Annotated in this window: 16 protein-coding genes; 8 read left to right on the top strand and 8 right to left on the bottom strand. The window is 68.6% G+C overall.

The window, feature by feature from the left end:
- Window positions 1–135: 135 nt before the first annotated feature.
- A complete protein-coding gene (locus tag ABFX18_RS01770) occupies window positions 136–2,139 on the bottom strand; it encodes a hydantoinase B/oxoprolinase family protein (RefSeq protein WP_090145595.1) in 2,004 nt (667 codons plus the stop codon).
- Window positions 2,136–4,178, bottom strand: a complete 2,043-nt coding sequence (locus ABFX18_RS01775) for a hydantoinase/oxoprolinase family protein (protein ID WP_090145598.1) — start codon at window positions 4,176–4,178, stop codon at window positions 2,136–2,138. Before ABFX18_RS01775 ends, ABFX18_RS01770 begins: the two co-directional genes overlap by 4 nt.
- A gap of 172 nt (window positions 4,179–4,350) precedes the next feature.
- On the opposite strand from ABFX18_RS01775, the gene ABFX18_RS01780 reads away from it, so the two are divergent.
- The 3 genes from ABFX18_RS01780 to ABFX18_RS01790 all read left to right on the top strand — a co-directional run bounded on the left by ABFX18_RS01780 (window position 4,351) and on the right by ABFX18_RS01790 (window position 6,400).
- Window positions 4,351–5,562 (top strand): PucR family transcriptional regulator, encoded by a 1,212-nt coding sequence (locus ABFX18_RS01780; protein WP_211649582.1) that lies wholly within the window; start codon window positions 4,351–4,353, stop codon window positions 5,560–5,562.
- Between the two features lie 65 nt (window positions 5,563–5,627).
- Window positions 5,628–5,933, top strand: a complete 306-nt coding sequence (locus ABFX18_RS01785; protein ID WP_090145604.1) for a cupin domain-containing protein — start codon at window positions 5,628–5,630, stop codon at window positions 5,931–5,933.
- Window positions 5,930–6,400: a GNAT family N-acetyltransferase gene (locus tag ABFX18_RS01790; RefSeq protein WP_211649584.1), complete on the top strand. Its 471-nt coding sequence runs from the start codon at window positions 5,930–5,932 to the stop codon at window positions 6,398–6,400. Before ABFX18_RS01785 ends, ABFX18_RS01790 begins: the two co-directional genes overlap by 4 nt.
- Window positions 6,401–6,406: 6 nt before the next feature.
- Here ABFX18_RS01790 and ABFX18_RS01795 read toward each other — a convergent pair whose 3' ends face one another.
- Window positions 6,407–6,814 carry an acyl-CoA thioesterase gene (locus ABFX18_RS01795; RefSeq protein WP_346057179.1) on the bottom strand — a complete coding sequence of 136 codons (408 nt, stop codon included), beginning with the start codon at window positions 6,812–6,814 and terminating at the stop codon, window positions 6,407–6,409.
- 22 nt (window positions 6,815–6,836) lie between these two features.
- Window positions 6,837–8,018: an amidohydrolase family protein gene (locus ABFX18_RS01800; RefSeq protein ID WP_346057180.1), complete on the bottom strand. Its 1,182-nt coding sequence runs from the start codon at window positions 8,016–8,018 to the stop codon at window positions 6,837–6,839.
- Window positions 8,019–8,118: 100 nt separating this feature from the next.
- Here ABFX18_RS01800 and ABFX18_RS01805 point away from each other — a divergent pair, with 100 nt between their 5' ends.
- The 4 genes from ABFX18_RS01805 to tagD are packed head-to-tail and all read left to right on the top strand — an operon-like array spanning window position 8,119 to window position 10,682.
- Window positions 8,119–8,802: an FCD domain-containing protein gene (locus ABFX18_RS01805; RefSeq protein WP_090145626.1), complete on the top strand. Its 684-nt coding sequence runs from the start codon at window positions 8,119–8,121 to the stop codon at window positions 8,800–8,802.
- Complete coding sequence (locus ABFX18_RS01810; RefSeq protein ID WP_346057181.1) at window positions 8,789–9,976, top strand: MFS transporter; 1,188 nt, start codon at window positions 8,789–8,791, stop codon at window positions 9,974–9,976. The genes ABFX18_RS01805 and ABFX18_RS01810 overlap by 14 nt, the downstream gene beginning before the upstream one ends.
- Window positions 9,977–10,032: 56 nt before the next feature.
- The gene (locus ABFX18_RS01815) at window positions 10,033–10,248 is read left to right on the top strand and encodes an SCO4848 family membrane protein (RefSeq protein WP_200330861.1); all 216 of its coding nucleotides are present in this window, start codon (window positions 10,033–10,035) and stop codon (window positions 10,246–10,248) included.
- 35 nt (window positions 10,249–10,283) lie between these two features.
- Entirely contained in the window at window positions 10,284–10,682 is a 399-nt protein-coding gene (gene tagD / locus ABFX18_RS01820; RefSeq protein ID WP_090145630.1) for a glycerol-3-phosphate cytidylyltransferase, read from the top strand.
- A gap of 57 nt (window positions 10,683–10,739) precedes the next feature.
- Here the strand turns inward: tagD and ABFX18_RS01825 are convergent, their stop codons facing one another.
- The 4 genes from ABFX18_RS01825 to ABFX18_RS01840 form a co-directional block, all read right to left on the bottom strand.
- Window positions 10,740–13,994: a M14 family zinc carboxypeptidase gene (locus ABFX18_RS01825; protein WP_346057182.1), complete on the bottom strand. Its 3,255-nt coding sequence runs from the start codon at window positions 13,992–13,994 to the stop codon at window positions 10,740–10,742.
- Window positions 13,995–14,146: 152 nt separating this feature from the next.
- The gene (locus tag ABFX18_RS01830) at window positions 14,147–14,926 is read right to left on the bottom strand and encodes an amino acid ABC transporter ATP-binding protein (protein ID WP_305068652.1); all 780 of its coding nucleotides are present in this window, start codon (window positions 14,924–14,926) and stop codon (window positions 14,147–14,149) included.
- Window positions 14,923–15,951 (bottom strand): amino acid ABC transporter permease, encoded by a 1,029-nt coding sequence (locus ABFX18_RS01835; RefSeq protein ID WP_200330857.1) that lies wholly within the window; start codon window positions 15,949–15,951, stop codon window positions 14,923–14,925. Before ABFX18_RS01835 ends, ABFX18_RS01830 begins: the two co-directional genes overlap by 4 nt.
- Window positions 15,952–15,962: 11 nt before the next feature.
- Window positions 15,963–16,862 (bottom strand): ABC transporter substrate-binding protein, encoded by a 900-nt coding sequence (locus tag ABFX18_RS01840; protein ID WP_090145636.1) that lies wholly within the window; start codon window positions 16,860–16,862, stop codon window positions 15,963–15,965.
- A gap of 282 nt (window positions 16,863–17,144) precedes the next feature.
- Between ABFX18_RS01840 and ABFX18_RS01845 the strand changes: the two genes are divergently transcribed.
- The gene (locus ABFX18_RS01845; protein WP_346057183.1) at window positions 17,145–19,721 is read left to right on the top strand and encodes a LuxR C-terminal-related transcriptional regulator; all 2,577 of its coding nucleotides are present in this window, start codon (window positions 17,145–17,147) and stop codon (window positions 19,719–19,721) included.
- Window positions 19,722–19,791 lie beyond the last annotated feature (70 nt).

A 19,791-nucleotide genomic window follows, 5' to 3' on the forward strand; every position in this document is an offset into this window, starting at 1 on the left:
CCCGATGAAGTACTGTGCAGGAGCCGGAAGGGCCGGGACATTCTCTGGCATTTGCACAAACCGCAACGAGCGGCGTGCCCCATCGAATACCGGCCCTTCCCTCCCCTCCGGGATCAGACGCGCCGCAGCAGCGCGCTAGGCAGCCCAGTGCGAGGCGGATCGCCGCACCATCTGCTCCCGGTGCTGTCGCGTGGTCTCGACGAAGAGCTCGCCGGTGCCCCAGTCGAGAATCACGCCGTGCCGCCGAATGACATCGAGCAGATCGATCTCCCCGGCGCGGTACTGCTCGGCGATGCGCTCGGGGTCCTCCTCGAGCCACCCCCGGCGATGCGTGCGGATGTGCGCTCGCTGCTCGGCGGTGCGCTCCCGATCGATCTCGTACTGGTCGAGATCGGGATCGATCGGGATGACGACGACGCCGTAATCGGCCGCTGCCCGCTCGATCGAGACGTAGTCGTCGATCACGTCTTCCAGCACCTCATCCGGCGTGCGATCGAGGGGATCTCCGAAGCCGCCCCCGCCCGCCGAAGGCCGGTAGAAGGTGTCGCCCGGCTGCACCGGGACCGAGGAGAAGATGGAGCCGAGGAACCGTTCGTTCTCGGTGTCGCGATTGAGCCAGACGCCGTGCGGGATCGATGGCAGGCCGCCCTCGATGCCCCACGTGATGGAGCGTGCGCGGTCGCAGCAGTAGCTCATCACCGAGGCGTCAGCATCCGTGAGCGTTCCGCCCTTCTCGACGCCGCACCCGCCGCGGAACCGGCCTGGGCCGCCTGAATCGGTGCCGATGCGGTGCATGGTGGTGAGGACCGGGGTGAGTCGTTCCTGACCCTCGCACGCCTGCACCGCGAGCCCGACGCCGAACACTGGCGCCGTCGCCGTCGAACCGTCTTTGGAAGAGCGGCCGCCCCAGCCGCCGGCCATCCAGTCGTACCACATGAAGTACGGGTTCTCCTCGCGTCGGGAGTCGCGCCCGCCCACGAGCAGATACTCGAGGTTGAAGGCGCACGCCATCGCCCGCTCCGGCATGATCTGCGACCAGATCTCGAAGATCCCGTTCATCAGCTTCTCGTACGGCCCGGAGCAGAAGCCGGTCACGGCGTGCGGCCAGCCGGCGTTCACCACCGTGCCCTCCGGCCCGATCTCCGCCGTGACCGCCGCGTAGAAACCGGAGTTCAGCGGCACATCGGGAAAGAACGTCTTCGTGCCGGCGTAGATCGCGGAGAATGTCGTGCCGTAGCCGGAGTTCAAGAAGGTGTCGACGACGCCGGCGCTGCCCTCCAGGTCGTAGTGGATCCCTTCGCCATCGAGCGTCATGACGATCTTCACCGGCACGAGCCCCTCGGCTTTGCCGGGATCGAGGTCGAGGTAGTCGACGGTCTCCCACCGGCCGCGGGGCAGGTCGGCCAGACGGCGCCGCACGGTCCGCTCCACGTAGTCCTGCGTCTCCTGCATCGCGAGTTCGACGGTCTCGGTGCCGTACCGTTCGACGAGCCGCAGCACCTCCCGTTCGCAGACCGCCGTGGCCTCCGATTGAGCGTGCAGGTCGCCGAGCGCCTGCTCGGGCGCGCGGGTGTTCGCGACGAGCAGCTGCGCGACATCGTGCAGGAAGACGCCCTTCGACCACACGCGGATCGGGGGGATGCGCAGCCCCTCCCCGAAGTGCTCGGACGCCGAGACGTCGAAGGAGCCCGGCACCTTCCCGCCGATGTCGGCCCAGTGACCCTTGTTCTGCGCGAAGGCGATGATGCGCCCCTGGGAGAACACGGGACGCACGAAGGAGACGTCGTTGAAGTGCGTGCCGCCGCGATAGGGGTCGTTGATCGCGAACACATCGCCGGGGTGGATGTCTCCGTCGAACTGCTCGATCACCGCCTTCGCCTGGAAGTGAAGGGTGCCGACATGCACAGCGATGTCGCCGGAGCCCTGCATCACGGTGTTGCCGCGCGCATCGCAGAGCGCGGAGGAGAAGTCCCGCGAGTAGATGACGAACGAATAGCACGTGCGGAGGATCTGCTCGCTCATCAAGTCGACGCTGGTGGCGAAGGCGTTCTTCAGCACCTCGAAGGTCACCGGGTCGAGGGTGGTGCTCCGGGCGGGAGCGGCGCCCGTCGCCGGCGCCTGGATCAGGGTGTCGCTCATGAGTTGATCTCCTCGAGGTGGATGCGGATGTTGAGCCATTCGTCGATCTCCGCGTTCGTATGCGGGGGCACGACGGTGGTCGAGTCGAGCTGGTTGATGATGGCGGGCCCGCTGAACACGGTGCCTGCGGCGAGCGCGTCGCGATCGTAGACCGGCGTATCGAGCCAGCCGTCGGACCCGAAGTAGACGTCGCGGCGATCCTCCGGCTCACCCGGAGCCTGTTCGACCACCTCCGCCGGCCTGAACGACGGCTTCGGGATCTTGCCGACGGCCGTCAGGTGGAGTTGATAGACCTCGACCGGCGCGTCATCCTGCCGGAACGCGAACTCCCGCTCGTACTGCTCGTGGAACGTGCGCACCGCCTGCTCAACGGCGCCCGGACCCGAGCCCATCGGCACCTGGAGCGACCGCCATTGCCCCTGGTACCGCATCGAGATCTTGCGCTGCAGCAGCCCGTCCGCTTCGGCGACGCCCTCGTGGCGCAGGCGGGCCGACGCCTCGTTCTCGAGTGCGACGAACTCCTGCTCGATGCCCTCCTCATCAGCCCCCGAGGCGAGACCGGTGTACATATGCGCGAAGTCGTGCTGAATGTCGACGAGCAGGCACCCCATGGCGGAGGTCACACCGGGACTGGGCGGGACGACGACCGTCGGGATCCCGAGCTCTCTGGCCACGTCGGCACCGTGCAGCGCTCCGGCGCCGCCGAAGGCGAGCAGGGCGAAGTCGCGGGGGTCGTACCCGCGTCGGATCGAGACCAACCGCACCGCGTCGGCCATATTGGCGTTCGCAACAGCGACGATCGCGTGGGCCGCCTCTGCGAGCTCCATGCCCAGCGGCTCGGCGATCGCGCGGGTGATCGCGGCCTCGGCGAGCGATTTCTGCAGGTGCTTCGCGCCACCGGCGAGCGACGTGCCGAGCCGGCCGAGTACAACGTTGGCGTCCGTGTTCGTGGGTGCGTCGCCGCCCGTGTCGTAGCACGCCGGGCCGGGGTCGGCCCCAGCGGACTGCGGGCCGTTGCGCAGCGAGCCGGCGATGTCGATGTGCGCGAGCGAGCCGCCGCCCGCGCCGATGGTGAGCACCTCGATCGAGGGGAAGATGATCGGGTGGCCGTACTCGACCTGCCACTCCTGGGAGACGCGCAGTTCGCCGTCCGCGACGAGCGCGATGTCGGTGGACGTTCCGCCCATGTCGAGGCTCACCGCGTTGTCGTACCCGCACTGCTGCGCGATGTGCTTCGCCGAGATCGCTCCGGCTGCGATGCCGGAGGCGGCGAGCCGCACCGGGAATTTCTCGACGAGTCGAGGCGTCATGGAGCCGCCGCCCGAGTGGAGGAGCAGGAGATCGCCCCGGTAGCCGCCGTCGGTGAGGCGCGCGGCCAGGCGGTTCACGTACCCCGAGACGAGGGGGGCCAGCACGGCGTTCGCGACGGCGGTGTTGAACCTCGGGTATTCGAAGATCTCGGGGAGCACCTCGGCCGATGTTGAGACGGTCGCATCGGGAATGGTCTCCTCGATGATCTCCCGCATGCGGGTCTCGTGAGCGGCGTTCGCGTAGGAGTTGAGGAAGCACACGGCGATGGTCTTCACCCCGCGGCGATGCAGCAGCTCGGCGAGTGCGCGCGCCTCGCCCTCGTCGAGGGCGGTGATGGTGTGGCCGTTGTAGTCGATGCGTTCTGTGACCTCGAAGCGATCCCGGCGCCTGATGTACGGTTCCGAGACGTCGTTGTACGCATCCCAGAGATCGTCTTTCGTGCCGTCCCGGATTTCGAGTACGTCGCGGAACCCGCGGGTGGTGACGAGAGCGGCGGCCGGGAAGTTCCGGGTGATGAGGGCGTTCGTCGCGACGGTCGTGCCGTGCGAGAACTGGACGACCTGCGACAGATCGATCTCTCCGCGAGCGACGCCGTGCATCACCGCCTCCATCGGATCGCTCGGCGTCGAGGGGACCTTCGTGATGCGCATCTGCTGCGTATCGTCATCGAAGATGCACACATCGGTGAACGTGCCTCCGACGTCGACTGCGACACGGACATGGTTCATGGGCTCCTCCTGGAGTTCATCGTTGAGTTCCGGATGCCTCAACCTTGCTGCGCCTCGTCGCCGGGGTCACTAGAGAATACGAAGCTTTCAGAGCGCCCTCTTGTAGAATCTCCAAAAATCGCATCGAAACTCTCCCTGAAATCTCCCGTTCACACAATGCTCGGAGTACCGCATGACGACGCCGTCCGTTCCGATCACCGAGATCGATCGCCTCCGCACCACGCTCGACATCACGAACGCCCTGCTCTCCGCGGTCGCCTCCACCGACCCGGTGCACGCCCTGACGTCCCGCATCGCGACGCTCTGCAAGGGCACCGCCGTCATCTACGATTTCGAGGGCACGATCGTCGCGAGCACCGGCGAGGCACCCACCCAGCTCATTTGGAACGAGGTGGCGGCGACGCACCGCCGCGAGCTCCAGCTGTCGATCGGGCGGTGGGCGGTGCGCACGCGGCGGGTCGCGCTCAGGGACGGCGTGCACGTCATCGCGATCGCCAGCCGGGGCGCCGACACGCTCGACCAGCTCGGCGAACTCCTCCTCGACACCTCCGAGCGATTGCTCGGCGCCGTCCACGGCATCCAGTACGGCGCGACCCAGCGCGATCGGCGGGACAACGAGCAGCTCATCTCATCGCTCTACGACGGGGTGCTCCCCGCTCGCGAGCACCGCTTCTGGAGTCGGCTCGCGCAATTCCGGTTCCCCGCATACGCCGCCATCCGCACGATCGAGGCGGCGCCGATCGACGGCACGACCGCCACGGAGGGGCACGTCACCCAGTTCCACGCCCGGGCGAGGTCGGAGGAGCTGCCGCTCCTCGCGATGCTGCGACGGGTCGGAATGGACGCCCCGGCGACGCTCTCCGCGATCGTGCCGGATACGCCGGCGAGCGAGCGGTGGCTCGCAGACATCTCACGCCAGTATCTCGTCGGCGTCTCCGCGCCGTTCTCCGCGCTCTCCCGCATCTCCGAGTGCGTGCGCGAAGCGGAGACGGGTCTCGGCATCGCACGTCAATGGGCCGCAGCGGCCACCGCCCCGGAAGGGCTGGGCCCCGTGCTCATCGACCGCATCGACCTCGCCACCTGGCTGCTCTCGCACGTCGACGCGCGCCAGCTGGAGGAGCGGATCCGCAGCACGCTTGCCCCCGTCGCCGCGCCGCAGCTGCGGGAGACTCTCGTCACGTACCTGGCCACCGAGCAGAACGTCACCCGCACCGCTGCAGCACTCTTCGTGCACCCCAACACCGTCCGGTATCGCCTGTCGCGCGTCGAGCAGGCGCTCGGGCAGCCCATCACGTCGTCGTTCGTGCTCTCGAACGTGATCCTCGCCCTGTATCCCGAACTCATCGGACTCCGATCCAGTCTCGGCGACGCCGAGCGGGCGTAGGCTGAGGAGCAGGTTCTGCGGTGCCGGCCTCCCGGCGAAGACCGCACCACGTTCGAGGAGGATGCATGAGCAGCGACGCACACGGCACGGGATCACAGGGCGAGGTGCAGCTCGAGAACGAGTTCTTCAGAGTCACGCGATGGACGATCCAGCCCGGGGGCGCGATCCCCATGCACCGGCACGACTTCGAGTACGTCGTCGTGCCGCTCGTCACCGACACGATGCACGTCGTCGCGGCGGACGGCAGCGAGATCGTCGCTGAACTGGTATTCGGGCAGAGCTACACGCGACCCGCCGGTTCCGAGCACCGCGTCGAGAATCGCGGCGACGGCGCGCCGATCGTCTTCGTCGAGACGGAGCGCCTCGCATGAGCGACGGGGCGACCGCCGGCCGCGTCCGCGTGCGCGATGTCGCACCCGACGACCGGGAGACGTGGGCGGAGCTGTACCGCGGCTATCGCGACTTCTACGAGAAACCGCACGACCCAGCGGTGTACGACACGGTCTGGGGGTGGCTCACCGACCCGGCCCACCAGACGCGCGGGCTCATCGCCGAGGTCGACGGCACGCCGGTCGGGCTCGCCCATTACCGCGCCTACGCCCGCCCGATCTACGGCGACAGCGGCCTCTACCTCGACGACCTGTTCACCGCGCCGGATGCGCGCGGCACGGGAGCGGGCACCGCGATCCTGCACCGCCTGGCCGAGATCGCGCGAGACGAGGGCGCATCGCTCGTGCGGTGGATCACCGACGAGAGCAATACGACCGCCCGCAGCCTCTACGATCGGGTCGCGACGCTGACGCCGTGGGTCACCTACGACCTGCGACCCGCCGAGTAGTCGGCGTCACTTCGACGACTCGCGGAGGCGCTCAGTGCCCGGCGTCGGGGCGGTGCGCCCGTGCACGACCGGAGCGCCCGTCGCATCGACCGCGACGAAGACGATGCGCTCGAGCGTGAGGATCTCGGCACCGGTGACCGCGTTCTCCACACGGCACGCCAAGGTGACCGAGGTGCGGCCGTAGGCGACGATCGAGTAGACGAGCTCGAGCAGGTCGCCCCGGTCGGCGCGCGCCGAGAAGTCGATCGCCGACATGTGCCTGGTCACGACGTCGATGGTGCCGAGCTGCGCGACGGCGACGATCGCCGCCTCCTCGTCGACCCACTGGAGCAGGCGGCCGCCGAACAGCGCCCCGTGCTGATTGAGGTCTTCCGGCTTCACCCATTTGCGGACGATCTGGCGGTACTCGTTCATGCCGTCAGCCTAATGGGGGCGCTCAGGCGTGACGCGGCTGGTACGCCGGGAACACCGGCGGGAAGAGCTCGGCCTCGCTCGACCCGTGCGGCCCGGCGAGTGCGTCGCGCTCGGGATACGCGGCTCGCAACTGCTCGAAGACGCGCTGGCCCTCGCGTCGCAGCGCATCGAGATCGATCCCCGGAATCGCCGCGTCCCGCATCACGACGCGGCCCGCCACCATGCTGAAGTGCGCATCGCGACCCGACCCCGCGAGCACGAGCGTACGAATCGGATCGTCGACCGCTCCCATCCGAACGTCGTCGAGCGCGAAGGCGACGAGATCGGCAGCTGCGCCCCGTGCGATGCGTCCGAGGTCGGGCCGGTGCAGCGCCCTGGCCCCGCCATCGACCATGCTGCCGGTGCCGAAGGGGCTCCACGAATCGCGGACTCCGTCGGAGCCGGCGACCAGTCGAACGCCGTGGCGCTCGAAGCGGTCGAGCTCGGGCACCGGATCCGGCCCCAGTGCGCAGGTCGCGATCCAGATACCGGCTTCTGCGACGAGATCGAGCGTCTCGCCGAGGCTCGGCAGCTCGGTGTCGCAGAGCGCGAAGGCGTGCCCGATCGTCACGCGACCGTGACGCCCGGCGGCTGTCGTCCGGCGGGCGATCTCGCGGATCTGCGCGAGGCCGTCTTCACCGCCGTCGTGCAGGTGGATGTCGATGTCGCGCCCCGCGCGGTCGGCCAGACCGAACACGGCATCGAGATGCCCGTGCAGATCTCCCTCGATACCGCCCGGGTCGATGCCTCCGACGAGATCGGCGCCGGTGTCGAGCGATGCAGCCATCGCCTCCAGCGTGCCGGGGTTGGTGACCAGGCCGAATTGGGGGAACGCGACGATCTGCACTGTGAGGCCGGGGAGCCGCTCGGCCGCGGCGCGCACGCCCTCGACGTTCGCGGTGCCGAGCTCGGAGGAGACATCGACGTGCGCACGCATGCCGAGCGTGCCGTTGGCGAGCGCGTGAGACAGCAGGGCGTACGCGCGCTCCTCGACGCTCCGCGCGTACGAGAACTGCGTCGCCCGGTCGTTCTCGATGAGCTCCGCGAGCGTCGAGGCCGGCCGGCGCGACATCCACGGAGCGCCCCACGACGATTTGTCCGGGTGGACGTGGCCATCGACGAGGCCGGGGGTGCGGAGCCGGGTCGGAGTGGGGGTCGCCGTCATTGGAGAGCCTTTCATGCGTCCGTGCAGGTTCGGGATAGCGCCGGTTAAACGTAAGACAGATGATAACCAGACAAGTACCCGAATCTGCAAGGATGGTGACGTGCGACATATTCAACGGCGCTCACTCGTCGACACGGTGGTCGATGAGCTGAAGCGCGAGATCAGCGAGGGGCGCTGGGTGCTCGGCACCCGCATCCCCTCGGAAGCCGAGCTCACCGTGGTGCTCGGCGTCAGTCGCCCCTCGGTGCGGGAGGGGGTTCGCGCCCTCGTGCAGCTCGGCCTGCTCGAAACCCGGCAGGGCGACGGCACCTACGTCATCGCGACCGATCCGACGCAGGTGGCCCTGCGCCGGGCGCTCCACTCGGCCGACAGCCGCGAAGTCATCCGCGTGCGCCGCGCCCTCGACGCCCTCGCAGCATCGGAGGCGGCGACCTCGCGCACCGACGAGGATCTCGCGCGCCTCACAGAGCTGCTCGAGCAGCGCCGTGCAGCGATCGCGGCGCGCGATTCGGAGGCGTTCACCGAGGCAGACGTGGCGTACCACCTCGCCATCGCATCGGCCTCCGGCAATCAGCTGCTCTTCGACATCTACGCGAGCTTCGACACTTCCCTGCGCGAATCCGTTTCGGATGCCTCGTGCCTCGCCGCAGGCGGGGATCCGGATCGCGCGGATCAGCACGAGTCCCTGCTTCGGGCGATCGCCGCCGGTGATCCCGAACAGGCGCGCGACGCCGCGCTCGGCGTGCTCGCCCAGCAGGAACGTCTGCTCGATGAGCGGCCCTAGCCGCAGTCAGGGGATCGCAGCAGGAATACTCGTCGTCGCCGTCGGGCTGAGCGTACGCTACCCGATCACCAGCGTGTCGCCGCTCCTCGGCGAGATCGGCGACGCGTACCGGCTGTCGCACACGGCGATCGCGGTGCTGACCTCGATTCCGGTGCTGCTCTTCGGCATCGCCTCGCCCCTCGCACCGGTCCTGGTGTCGCGCCTCGGCCTGACGCGGGCGATCTCACTGCTCCTCGCCGTGCTCGCCGTCGCAACGCTGCTGCGGCCGCTGGTTCCGGCGTCCCTGTTCATCGGCACCGTCGCCGTCGGAGCGTCCATCGCACTCCTCGGGATCCTGGCCCCTCAGATCATCCGCCACTCCCTCTCCGCGCGAGGCGGATTCTGGACCGGGGTGTACACCACCTCCTTCGGCGTCAGCGCCGCAACGGGTGCCGCACTCTCCATTCCGCTGTTCCACGCGCTCGGCGAGCACGTCGGCCCGGCGCTCGCAGCAGGGGCGGTACCGCTCCTCATCGCCTGCGCCCTCGCCATCGCGTTCGGGCGTCGCGTCGACGGCGGCGGGCGCTCTGGAACGGTCGTCACCGCGCAGCCGCGCGAGTCGATCTTCGCGGCACGCGGACTGTGGCCGGTCACCGGGTTCTTCGAATGCCAGGCTCTGATCTACTTCTCGCTCACCGCCTGGCTGCCGACCATCGCGATCGCACGCGGCGCGGATCCGGCTCAAGCGGGCCTCCTCCTCGCGTGGATGAGCATCGCCGGCCTCCCCGCATCGCTGATCGCCCCCAGCCTCGCCTCGCGTGCGCGCTGGCGCATCGGCCTGATCGTCGCGGCTGCGCTCCTCGCCATCGTTGGCCTCGTCGGCCTCGGGTTCGCACCGGTGGCGCTCATGCCGGTGGCCATCGCGATTCTCGGCGTCGCGCTGAGCTCCGCATTCGGTCTCTCGATCGCGCTCATCGTGTTCACCTCCCCGAACGTCGCGCAGACCGCCGCCTTCTCCGCGGTCAGCCAGGGCATCGGGTACGGCGGTGCGGCGGCCGGTCCGCTCGTACCCGGGCTTCTCGTCGAAGCCGGAGTGACCTGGCCGGCGGTGCTGCTCATGCTGGCGGCCGTCGCCCTCTGCGAACTCGGGTTCGGGATCGCGAGCGCCCGCGCCTCCCGCCCCCCGAGCGCGTGAATGCTGCCCGCGTGCGCGACGATGCACGCGCGCCCGCGGGCATTTACACTGATCAGATGGTCGTCTTCGCCGGAATCCTGCTGCTCGTCAACGCCTTCTACAACGTGGTGGTGTGGCCGCGGTTCTGGACGCGCATCGCGAAGGATCCGCGCGCACGCGACGAGCAGGGCCGGGCCACCACATTCTTGACGGTGCACGCCGTGCTCATCGGCATCGCTTTGCTCATCGCGATCGCCTCGGCGATCGCGGGGGTCTGGGTGCTCGTCGCCTGAGTCCTCGCCGACGCCGCGAACCGTACACTGGGAGGATGAAGCGGATCCTGACCTATGGCACGTTCGACCTGCTGCACTGGGGCCACATTCGACTCCTGCGCCGGGCCAGAGCGCTCGGCGACTACCTCGTCGTCGCGGCATCATCCGAAGCGTTCAACGCCGGCAAGGGCAAGCAGACGTACCACGACTTCGAGACGCGCAAGAACATGCTCGAGGCTGTGCGCTACGTCGACCTCGTGATCCCGGAGGAAGCGTGGGATCAGAAGATCCGCGACGTGCAGAAGTACGAGATCGACACCGTCGTGATGGGCGGCGACTGGGAGGGCGACCCGCGCTTCGAGATCCTGCGCGACTACTGCGAGGTCGTCTACCTCGATCGCACCGAGGGCGTCTCCACCACCAAGATCAAGAACGACCTCGGCGAGGGCGCGTAACGCGCAGTGCGGGGGCGGAAGACCAGCTCCCGCCCCCGCACTGACCCTGCCAGCCGGTTAGGCGCCGGTCTCCTGTGCGAGACGCTTGCGACGCGCTACCAGCACTGCTCCGCCACCGAGCACCAGCAGCAGTGCGAGCGCGATTCCACCGGTGAGCTCCATGCCGCCGGTGTTGCTGAGCTCGCCGCGGCCGCCGTCAGCGGCACCATTCGCCGATGCGGCGTCGGCCGATGCCGATGCCCCGCCGGCCGATGCTCCACCGGCGGACGCGCTGCCGTCGGCCGCACCAGCGGCCGCGCCGCTCGCGCCGCCGTCGGCTGCACCGGCAGCACCGCCTGCCGCGGCGCCGTCGGCTTCAGCACCCGGGTCTCCGCCCGGAACCTCGGCAGCGACCGCGACCGTGTCGTCCCAGCCGATGAGCACGGCGCCCGCGTCCCGCGTCGCCGCGATCCGCAGCTCACCGGGCTCGATGCCCTCTGGCAGCGCATCGACGGTGAGCGTGTTGCCGGTGACGGTGCCCATCGCGAGGAGTGACATCGCGGCCGGTTCCGTCGAGTCCGAGGCCGGCACGCCTGCACCGAAGTAGCTCAGCGCGACTTCGGTGCCGTCGGCGATGTCCGCGAAGGTCACGTCGAACGATGCGCCGATCTCGATCTCATCGGGCACCTGCACGCCACCGCGGGTGTCGTCGGTGAGGTGCTCCTCGCCGAGCGTCACCGGGACCGCGGTGCCGACGTTCGCATTCACCTCGAAGAGCGCGCGAGCGATCCACGGGTAGCTGCCGACCGGGTGCGTGCGGTAGTTGACCGACGTGCCGAACATCACGAGCTCGCTGCCCGACTCGGCGACCGCCGATACCGCGGACGCCTGGCCTGCGGCCGCTGCACGGCCGGTGCCCTCGCCATCTGCCCAGTGCCCCGAGACGAAGAGGTTCTCCGCCGCGTAGCTCTGCTCGATCACGGCGTTCTCGGCCAACCCGGTGTACCAGACCGCCGGAGTGACGAAGGCCGTGTCCTGCGGATAGGTCGAGAGCAGGCCGCCCTCGGTGTTGTCCACGCGGACGATGCCGTTCGAGCTGTTCGTTCCGGCCGTCGCGGTCACCTGGGTCAGACCGAAAGCGTTCGCGACATTCGCGACCGCCGTGCCGCGGCCCGCGACGCCGTTGCCGGCCGCGATGAACGCGGCCACGGCGTCGGCTCCCGCCGTCTGGGCAGCGGTGAAGGCGAGGTTGCCGCCGACCCACAGCACGTCGACGTCGTCGAGCAGCGACGGGTCGGCCGTGAGCGACGCCGCGTCGACGCGCACCTGGTCGGTGAACCCGAGCCGGTTCAACGTCACGCGGTCATCCTGGTTGCCGGTGTAGGCGACCCGCAGCGGCTTCAATGCGGTGCTCGTCTCGGTGAGGAGTCGCACCCCCGTCGTCGCGGTGAACTGCACACCGTAGGCGTCGGCCACGGCCAGCGCTGCGGCGCGTGTCGCCTCGTCGCCGCCGATGATCACGGATCCGTCGGCGAACGACGACACGGCGACGCCCTGCTCGAGCAGCACGTTGATCGCCTGGTACTCGGCGGCTCCGGGAGTTTCGAGTTCGAGGTAGCCGGCTGCATCTGGCAGCACGCCCGTCGGTACGGCCGCCGCGACGGCCTCCAGCCCGACTCCGTCCAGCGAGGCGTCCTGCGACGCGCCGACGGGGAAGACGTCAGCGCCCCACAGCAGAGACAGGCTCCACGCCGACATGTCGTACATGTCGGGCACGCGCTCCGTGATGTCCGAGCCGTCTGCGAGCAGCACATTCGCCATTCCTCGGAGCGGCTGGTGCATGTCGACCACATAGCTCCCGGCCGGATACGTCGTGTCTCCGGCGGTCAGCGGCGAGGTCGCGCGCGACACCTCGACCCCGTTGGCGATGAGTTGGTCGACCAGTCGCGCAGCGTCGGTCACCGACCGCTGCTGATCCGTGTTCTCCGGGATCACGTAGGCGCGCGGGAACTCCGCGCCGTACACGTCGGTCTCGTCCCAGACTTCGATCCACTCGTGCGGCATACCGGGGTAGTCCGCGGGATTCGGGTCGGCCGGAATCGACTTCAGCGGCTCGCCCGCGTCGCCCCGGCGGAAGATCTCCATCTGGTTCTGCAGCAGGGCTGCCGAGTTCGTGGCGAAGTAATCCGTCGCGCTCTCGACCGTGACCATGCCGACCTCGACATTCACGTCGGTGCGGCGCTGGCTCTCGGCCTGATCCGGGTTGCCGCCGCGTCCGAGAGGCAACTCGACCGTGTTGGTGACGGCGCCCTGGTATGCGAGGAACTGGGGCGTGAAGAGCGGGGGCCAGTCATCCCAGCCCGAACGGATGTCGCGGTACGGAATCAGGATCTTGCCCGTGTTCTCCGTCGTCGCGTTGCCGTCGGCGCCCACGTAGGTGTTGCCCTCGATGTTCGCTCCGACCACGGCTTGCTCGATCGCGAGCGCTGCCGAGTAGGCGTGCGGCAGGAAGAGGTCGTACTCGTAGTTCTCACCGTGCGGCGGGCCGCAGGGCTCGATCTGGAGCACGTCGGTGTACCCGTGGAGGTCGACGTAGAAGGTCGGCTGGATGATCCCTGCGAGGTCGCGGATCACGCGGGACTCGGGGGTGACGCCGGTGATCATGTCGCGGTTCGCGTCGAAGCCGTCGGCGTTCGCGCGGGTGCCGTTGACGCGCCCGTCGGGGTTGTTGGTCACGGTGAAGTAGAACCGGTACTGCTCGAGCATCTCGACGATCGCGGGATCCTCGGAAGTGGCGAGCTTCTCGATGTACTCGAGAATGATGTCCGCGCCCTCCCACTCGTTGCCGTGGATGTTGCCGTTGAACCAGATCGGCACCTTGTAGCCCTCGGTGAGGGCGGTATCGGCCGAGGCTCCGGCGGGGTCCTGCTTGATCCGCTCCTTCCAGGCGCGCTGCTGCGCGGTCTGCTCGGCCGTCTCCGGCGACGTCAGCGTGACGAGCTGAATGTCGCGCCCCTGCACGGAGCTGCCCACGACCTGCGCGGAGACACGATCGCTCTCGGTCATCAGGCGGTTCACCGCGCGGGCCACCTCCGCGTACGGCACGGCACCGCGCGCGATGGAGCGATCGTTCGCATCATCGGGCGCTTCGGGCAGCGGCGACTGCACCGGATAGCTGGCCGGCCCCTGCACGCGGTCGGAGATCTCATAGGTGATGGGAGTGGGCGCATCGCCCGGAGCTGCAGTGGCCGCGGTGGGAATCCCCCCCACGAACAACGCCGCGACCAGTGCTCCCGCACCGATCATGGCCGTTGATGACCGTTTCGTAACCATCGTTGCCTTTCTGTTCAGTCGTCATTGACTCCAACCGCGTCGGAAGACTTCTCCGATGCGGCCGGGTATTGCACACGTGGCGGGGGCCCGAACGGGCCCCCGCCACGATCCCGCGCCGACGCCGCGGCGTCGAGCACTGAGGTTCTCGGCGTCTACAGCACCTTCGACAGGAAGGCCTTGGTGCGCTCGCGCTTCGGATTCGCGAGCACCTCTGCAGGGTCTCCCGATTCCACGACGACGCCGCCGTCCATGAACACGAGCTTGTCGGCGACCTCCCGCGCGAATCCCATCTCGTGCGTCACGACGATCATCGTCATGCCGCTCTCCGCGAGACCCTTCATCACGTCGAGCACCTCGCCGACGAGCTCGGGATCGAGGGCCGACGTCGGCTCGTCGAAGAGCATGAGCTTCGGATCCATCGCGAGCGCTCGCGCGATCGCGACGCGCTGCTGCTGCCCGCCCGACAGGTGCGCCGGGTAGTAGTCGTGGCGCTCGGCGAGGCCGACGCGCGCGAGCAGCTCCATCGCCCGCGACTTCAGCTCTGCCTTGGTGCCCTTCTTCAGCAGCGTGGGGGCGACCATGACGTTCTCGAGCGCGGTCATGTGCGGGAAGAGGTTGAACCGCTGGAAGACCATGCCGATGTCGCGACGCTGTGCCGCGGCCTCGCGGGGATGCATCTCGTAGAGCTTGTCGCCCTTCTGCCGATACCCGACGAGCACCCCGTCGACGGTGAGTCGGCCGGCGTTCACGGTCTCCAGGTGATTGATGCACCGGAGGAACGTCGACTTGCCGGAGCCGGAGGGCCCGACGAGGCAGAGCACTTCGCCGCGCTGCACCTCGAGTGAGATCGACTTGAGCACCAGGTTCGATCCGAAGGACTTCGAGACGCCCTCCGCCAGCACCATCGGCGTATCTGTCGCGTGCACGCTCATGCGCCGCCCCCTCCGGGTCGATTGTGGGGAGGCACGATGTTCTCGCCGCCGCTCGCACTGGGGTAGGTCGGATGCGCCGGGTCCTCGACGCCGACGACGCGGACCGACTGCGTGGCGACGGTCGGCTTCATGACGTCCGGTCGCTGCATCACGCCCTTGGCGAAGTGCTTCTCGAGGAAGTACTGACCCACCATGAGGATCGAGGTGACGGCCAGGTACCAGATGGACGCCACGATCAGCATCGGCACGGGCTGATAGGTCACCGCCGAGATGTCGCGCGCCCGCCCGTACAGGTCGAGCGTGAAGGGCACGGCGGTCACGAGCGACGTGGTCTTCAGCATGGAGATGACTTCGTTGCCGGTCGGCGGAATGATGACGCGCATGGCCTGGGGCAGGATCACGCGACTCATCGTGTGCCACCAGCCGAGGCCGAGCGCGGTCGCCGCTTCGTTCTGCCCCTTCTCCACGGAGAGGAGCCCAGCGCGAACGATCTCCGCCATGTAGGCCGCTTCATTCAAGGCCAGGCCGATGACGGCGAGCGTGAAGTAGCTCAGCAGATCTTTCGTGTTGAGCGTGAAGGCGGCCTCCGTGAACGGGACCCCGAGGCTGATCGACTTGTAGATCGTGGGGACCAGGCCCCAGAAGACGAGCTGCACGTAGACCGGGGTGCCGCGGAAGAGCCACAGGAACACCCAGGCGATCGACTTCACGACCGGGTTCGGCGACTGGCGCATCACGGCGATGGTGACGCCGAGCAGCACGGCGATGATCATCGAGTAGACCGTCAGCTGCAGCGCGTAGCCGGCGCCCGACACGATGCGCACATCGAACAGGTACTTGCCGACCTCGCCCCAGTTGAACACCGGACGGTTGAACGCTGTGTCGTAGATGAAGAGCGCCACGAGGAGCAGGAGCACGACGGCGAACACCGTGCGCCAGGGGTGCCGGAGTCGGATCGCCTCGATCGGCGCCGACTCCTGATGCGGGGCCTCTGGCCCCGCATCAGAGGAGTGGGTATGCGACATGATCTACGCGTTTACTCCGTGCCGGCGTTGATGTCCGCCTGCTCCACCGCGCCGTCTTCGATCCCCGCCTCGGTGAGGATGTCGAGGTAGGTGCCGTCATCGATCAGCGACTGCAGCGCCGCCTGGATCGCCTTCGTGGTGTCGCTGTCCTTCTGCGTGGCGAACCCGTACGGAGCTGCATCGAACACGTCTCCGACGGTCTCGAGCTGGTCGCTCAGCTTCGCGACCGCGTCGCCCGTTACGGGCAGGTCGGCCGAGAAGGCGTCGGCGCGGCCGTCGACGACGGCCTGCGTCACCTCGGGCTGCCCGTCGAACCGCAGGATCTCGATCGCATCCTTACCGGCGTCGGTGCAGGCCTTCGACTTCGCCGGCAGCTCGTCGGTGTCCTGGACGGTCGTCGCCTGCACGGCCACGGTGAGGCCGCACGCGTCGTCGGGGTCGACGTCGGAGCCGCTGGCAGCGGCCCACTGCGTGCCCGCGTTCAGGAAGTCGACGAAGTCCACCGACTTCTGACGCTCGACGTTGTCGGTGAACGAGGAGGAGCCCATGTCGAGTGCCCCCTCCTGGATGCGCGGGATGATGCTGTCGAACCCGAGGATCTCCCACTTGGGCTCGAGACCGAGCTTCGCGGAGACCGCCTCGGCGAGGGTGACGCCCCAGCCCACGGGGTTGCCGTCGGCGTCTTTGTACTCGTTCGGCGGGTACTCCGCGTCGGTGCCGATGCGGAGTTCGCCGGAATCCTTGAGCTCCTGCGGAAGGAGTTCGACCGCGGCGTCATCCGCGGTGATCTCGGTCGCCGGTGCGGCATCGCCCGACCCCGCGCCTCCTTCGGACTCGGCGTTGTTGACGCACCCGGTGAGTGTGAGCACGGCCGCTGCGGCGAGAGCGGGAAGTGCGAAACGAATCTTCATTGATGTCTCCATGTTTCGGAAGGGACTGGGAGTCCGGTCTGAATCTCGACCCCGAGCCTACTGCGCTCCGGTTACGGATCTGTGACAGAGTCTCTCCCCCGGTCCATACAGCGACTGCCGCGACCGGCAGTACGGCGCTGGAATCCGCCGCTTCCCGGGCCGGGCGGCTGAGGTAACATTCCGGTTAAGCTGTGACCGGCCCGACCAGGAGCCGCAGGATACGCGAAGCACCTCAGCCCGTGGTCGCGGGAACGAACCGGGCTGAAGAAGTGGGGAAGCTCAGTGCCGGGGGACGTTGTGGCCGAAGCGCGCGCCGCGGTCGACGCGCACGGGCACGTACGGCGCGACCGCCTCCTCCACCGGATCGGCCATTCCGGGCGCGTGGTCATCATCCACGCCGAGCAGGGCGCGGGGAAGACCGAGCTCATGTCGCAGTGGCTGGCGTATCACCGCCCCTCCGCACCGGCATGGGTCGCACTCGATTCCGGTGCGAGCGATCCGCACAGTCTGTGGTCCAGACTCCTCCAGGCGCTGCAGGCCGCACGCCCCGAGACCTTCGCGTCGCTCGCGAACGACTACCTGGCGGGACGCATTCGCCCCGAAGAAGCGCTCTCGCTCATCACCTCGGCCTCGATGCGCGACCCGCATCCCGTCACGCTCGTGCTCGACGACCTGCACTTCGTCGCGGGCGAGCTGCAGGATCAACTGGTGTCGCTGCTTCGCCGATCCCCGAACCTGAGACTGCTCGCCGCATCGAGATCGCGCACCCGTTTCGAGGTTCCCCTGACCGCGGCAGGGCTCGCCGTCACCTCCCTCAGCATCAGCGATCTCGCATTCACGACGGACGAGATCGCTGCGCTCGCGGCGACGCTGCCCTATCAGCTGTCGACGCCCGAGCTCGCCGCACTGCGACGGTCGACTCGGGGCCACCCGCTTGCGGTGCGCCTCGCATTTTCCGTCATGACGAGCCTGTCGCGAGACGGTGCGCGCCGTCCCACTCCCGACGAGGTGCAATACGGCATCGAGGGTGCGCTCGCCGACTTCGCTCCGCAGTTCCAGGCTCCCGAAGACCGCACGCTCGCCCTGATGGCCGCACTGGTGCCGGAGATCGACCGATCGTTCGCGGATCGACTGGGGGGAGCCAACGCCTGGGCGAATCTCGAGCGCCTCGACGCGCTCGGATACGGCCGCGTGGAATCCCGGCACGGTCGCGCGGCGTTTCGGCTGCACACGCTCATCGCGGGCGCCCTGCGTCCTCGAGCGCTCACCGAGCTCCCGCAGGAGCGCATCGCCGAGGTGCGCCGACTCGCATTCGAGCACCTGTACGAGCACGCCGATCCGATCGACATCCTCGAACTCCTCATCGACGGAAACATGGATCGCGCCATCTTCGCCCACTTCGTGCGCAACTACTCGGAGATCAACCTGAAGCGCTCGCGCGAACTCGTCGCGGTGACGGAGGGCATCTCAGCGGAGCGGCAGCAGCGCGAGGGCACGATCCCGATCATGATCGCCGTCGCCCTGAGCGAGGACTCCCTGGTGCCGACGCCGCGCATGCGGCAGCTGCTCGAGCTGGGCATGCCGACGCTCGAGCATCGAGTGGCGGAGGCGGGCGGGGCTGCGGGCCGCCTGCTGCAGCTCGCCCGGTTCGCCGGGCTGCGCGTGAGCCGCTCCTACGAAGCAGCGGCTGAGGCTGGAGAGCAGTTCTTACGGCAGAGCGGACTCGGCTCCCCGAGTTGGCGGTCGGGAATGCACGCCGCCCGCTTGCAGGTCGTCCTCACCGAACTCCTCGCAGCCCGCATTCCTCGCGCACTCGCACTCGCCGAGGGGCTGGCCGACGATGCGCACCCGGCCCGTCGAACTCACCAGCATTCGATGCTCGCCTTCGCGCACGCGCGCATGGGCGACCTGCGGGCGGCCAAACGCGAACTCGCCGCCGTCGACGCCTCGCGGGCCGACTGGTGGGACTCCCCGCACAGCATCGGCTGGCACCTCGCCAGAGCGCTGCGGGCGTCGAGCCTCGGGCGACACGACGAGGCGTTCGAGGCGCTGCGATCGACCGAGACGCACCTCGACGAGTCGGAGTTGTGGCCGGCGATCGTCTGGACGCGCGGAATCGCGCGGCTGGTCGCGGATCAGGCAGCGCTCGGATATCAAGAGCTCGACGGGGCGCTCGCCGCGCGCGAGCATCTGCCGCTCAGCGCCGGGTGGGCCGAAGAGCTGCAGACGCTCCGCGGCGAGTTCCTGCTCGCGACCGGAGATCTCGTCGGCGCACGAGCAGCCCTCGCGCACCCCGGGATCGGCGCCTCGTCTCGTCTGGCGCGCGCACGACTCGCGATCCTCGCATCGCAGCCGATCGACGCTCTCACCCATCTCGACGCGCTCGAGCGCGACGCCCACGATTCGAGCGCGAACGACAGCGGCCCGTTTCCGGCGCAAGCCGTGCAGCAGCAGTTGCTCCGCGCGGCGGCGTATGCACGGCAGGGCAATGCGGAGTGCGCGACATCCCTCGCCACGCAGGCGTTCCTCGCACTCGACCGGCTCGACAATCGACTGCCGCTCCTCTGGATCCCGTCGGGCGAGATGGCCATCATCAGGACGCTCGTGCCGCTCGATATCTGGCGCGTTCCCCCGGGCAGCCCCTTCGCGGGCGACGAGGTCGTGCTCGAAGAGCTGTCGAAGCGCGAAGCGCTGGTGCTGATCGAACTCGCGAGGGGCGGATCCATCGACGACATTGCGGGCGATCTCCACGTGTCCTCCAACACGATCAAGACGCAGACGCGCAGCATCTACAAGAAGCTCAAGGTCTCGAGCCGCACGGAGGCCCTCGCCAGGGCGCGCCAGATGGGGCTGGTCTGAGTCGCGCAAGGCCTTGAATCGTGGCCGAATCGTTGCATAGCCTGTCTGGACGAGCTCACAGGTGAAGCGA

The organism is Leucobacter alluvii, assembly GCF_039530485.1.
Taxonomy (GTDB): domain Bacteria; phylum Actinomycetota; class Actinomycetes; order Actinomycetales; family Microbacteriaceae; genus Leucobacter; species Leucobacter alluvii.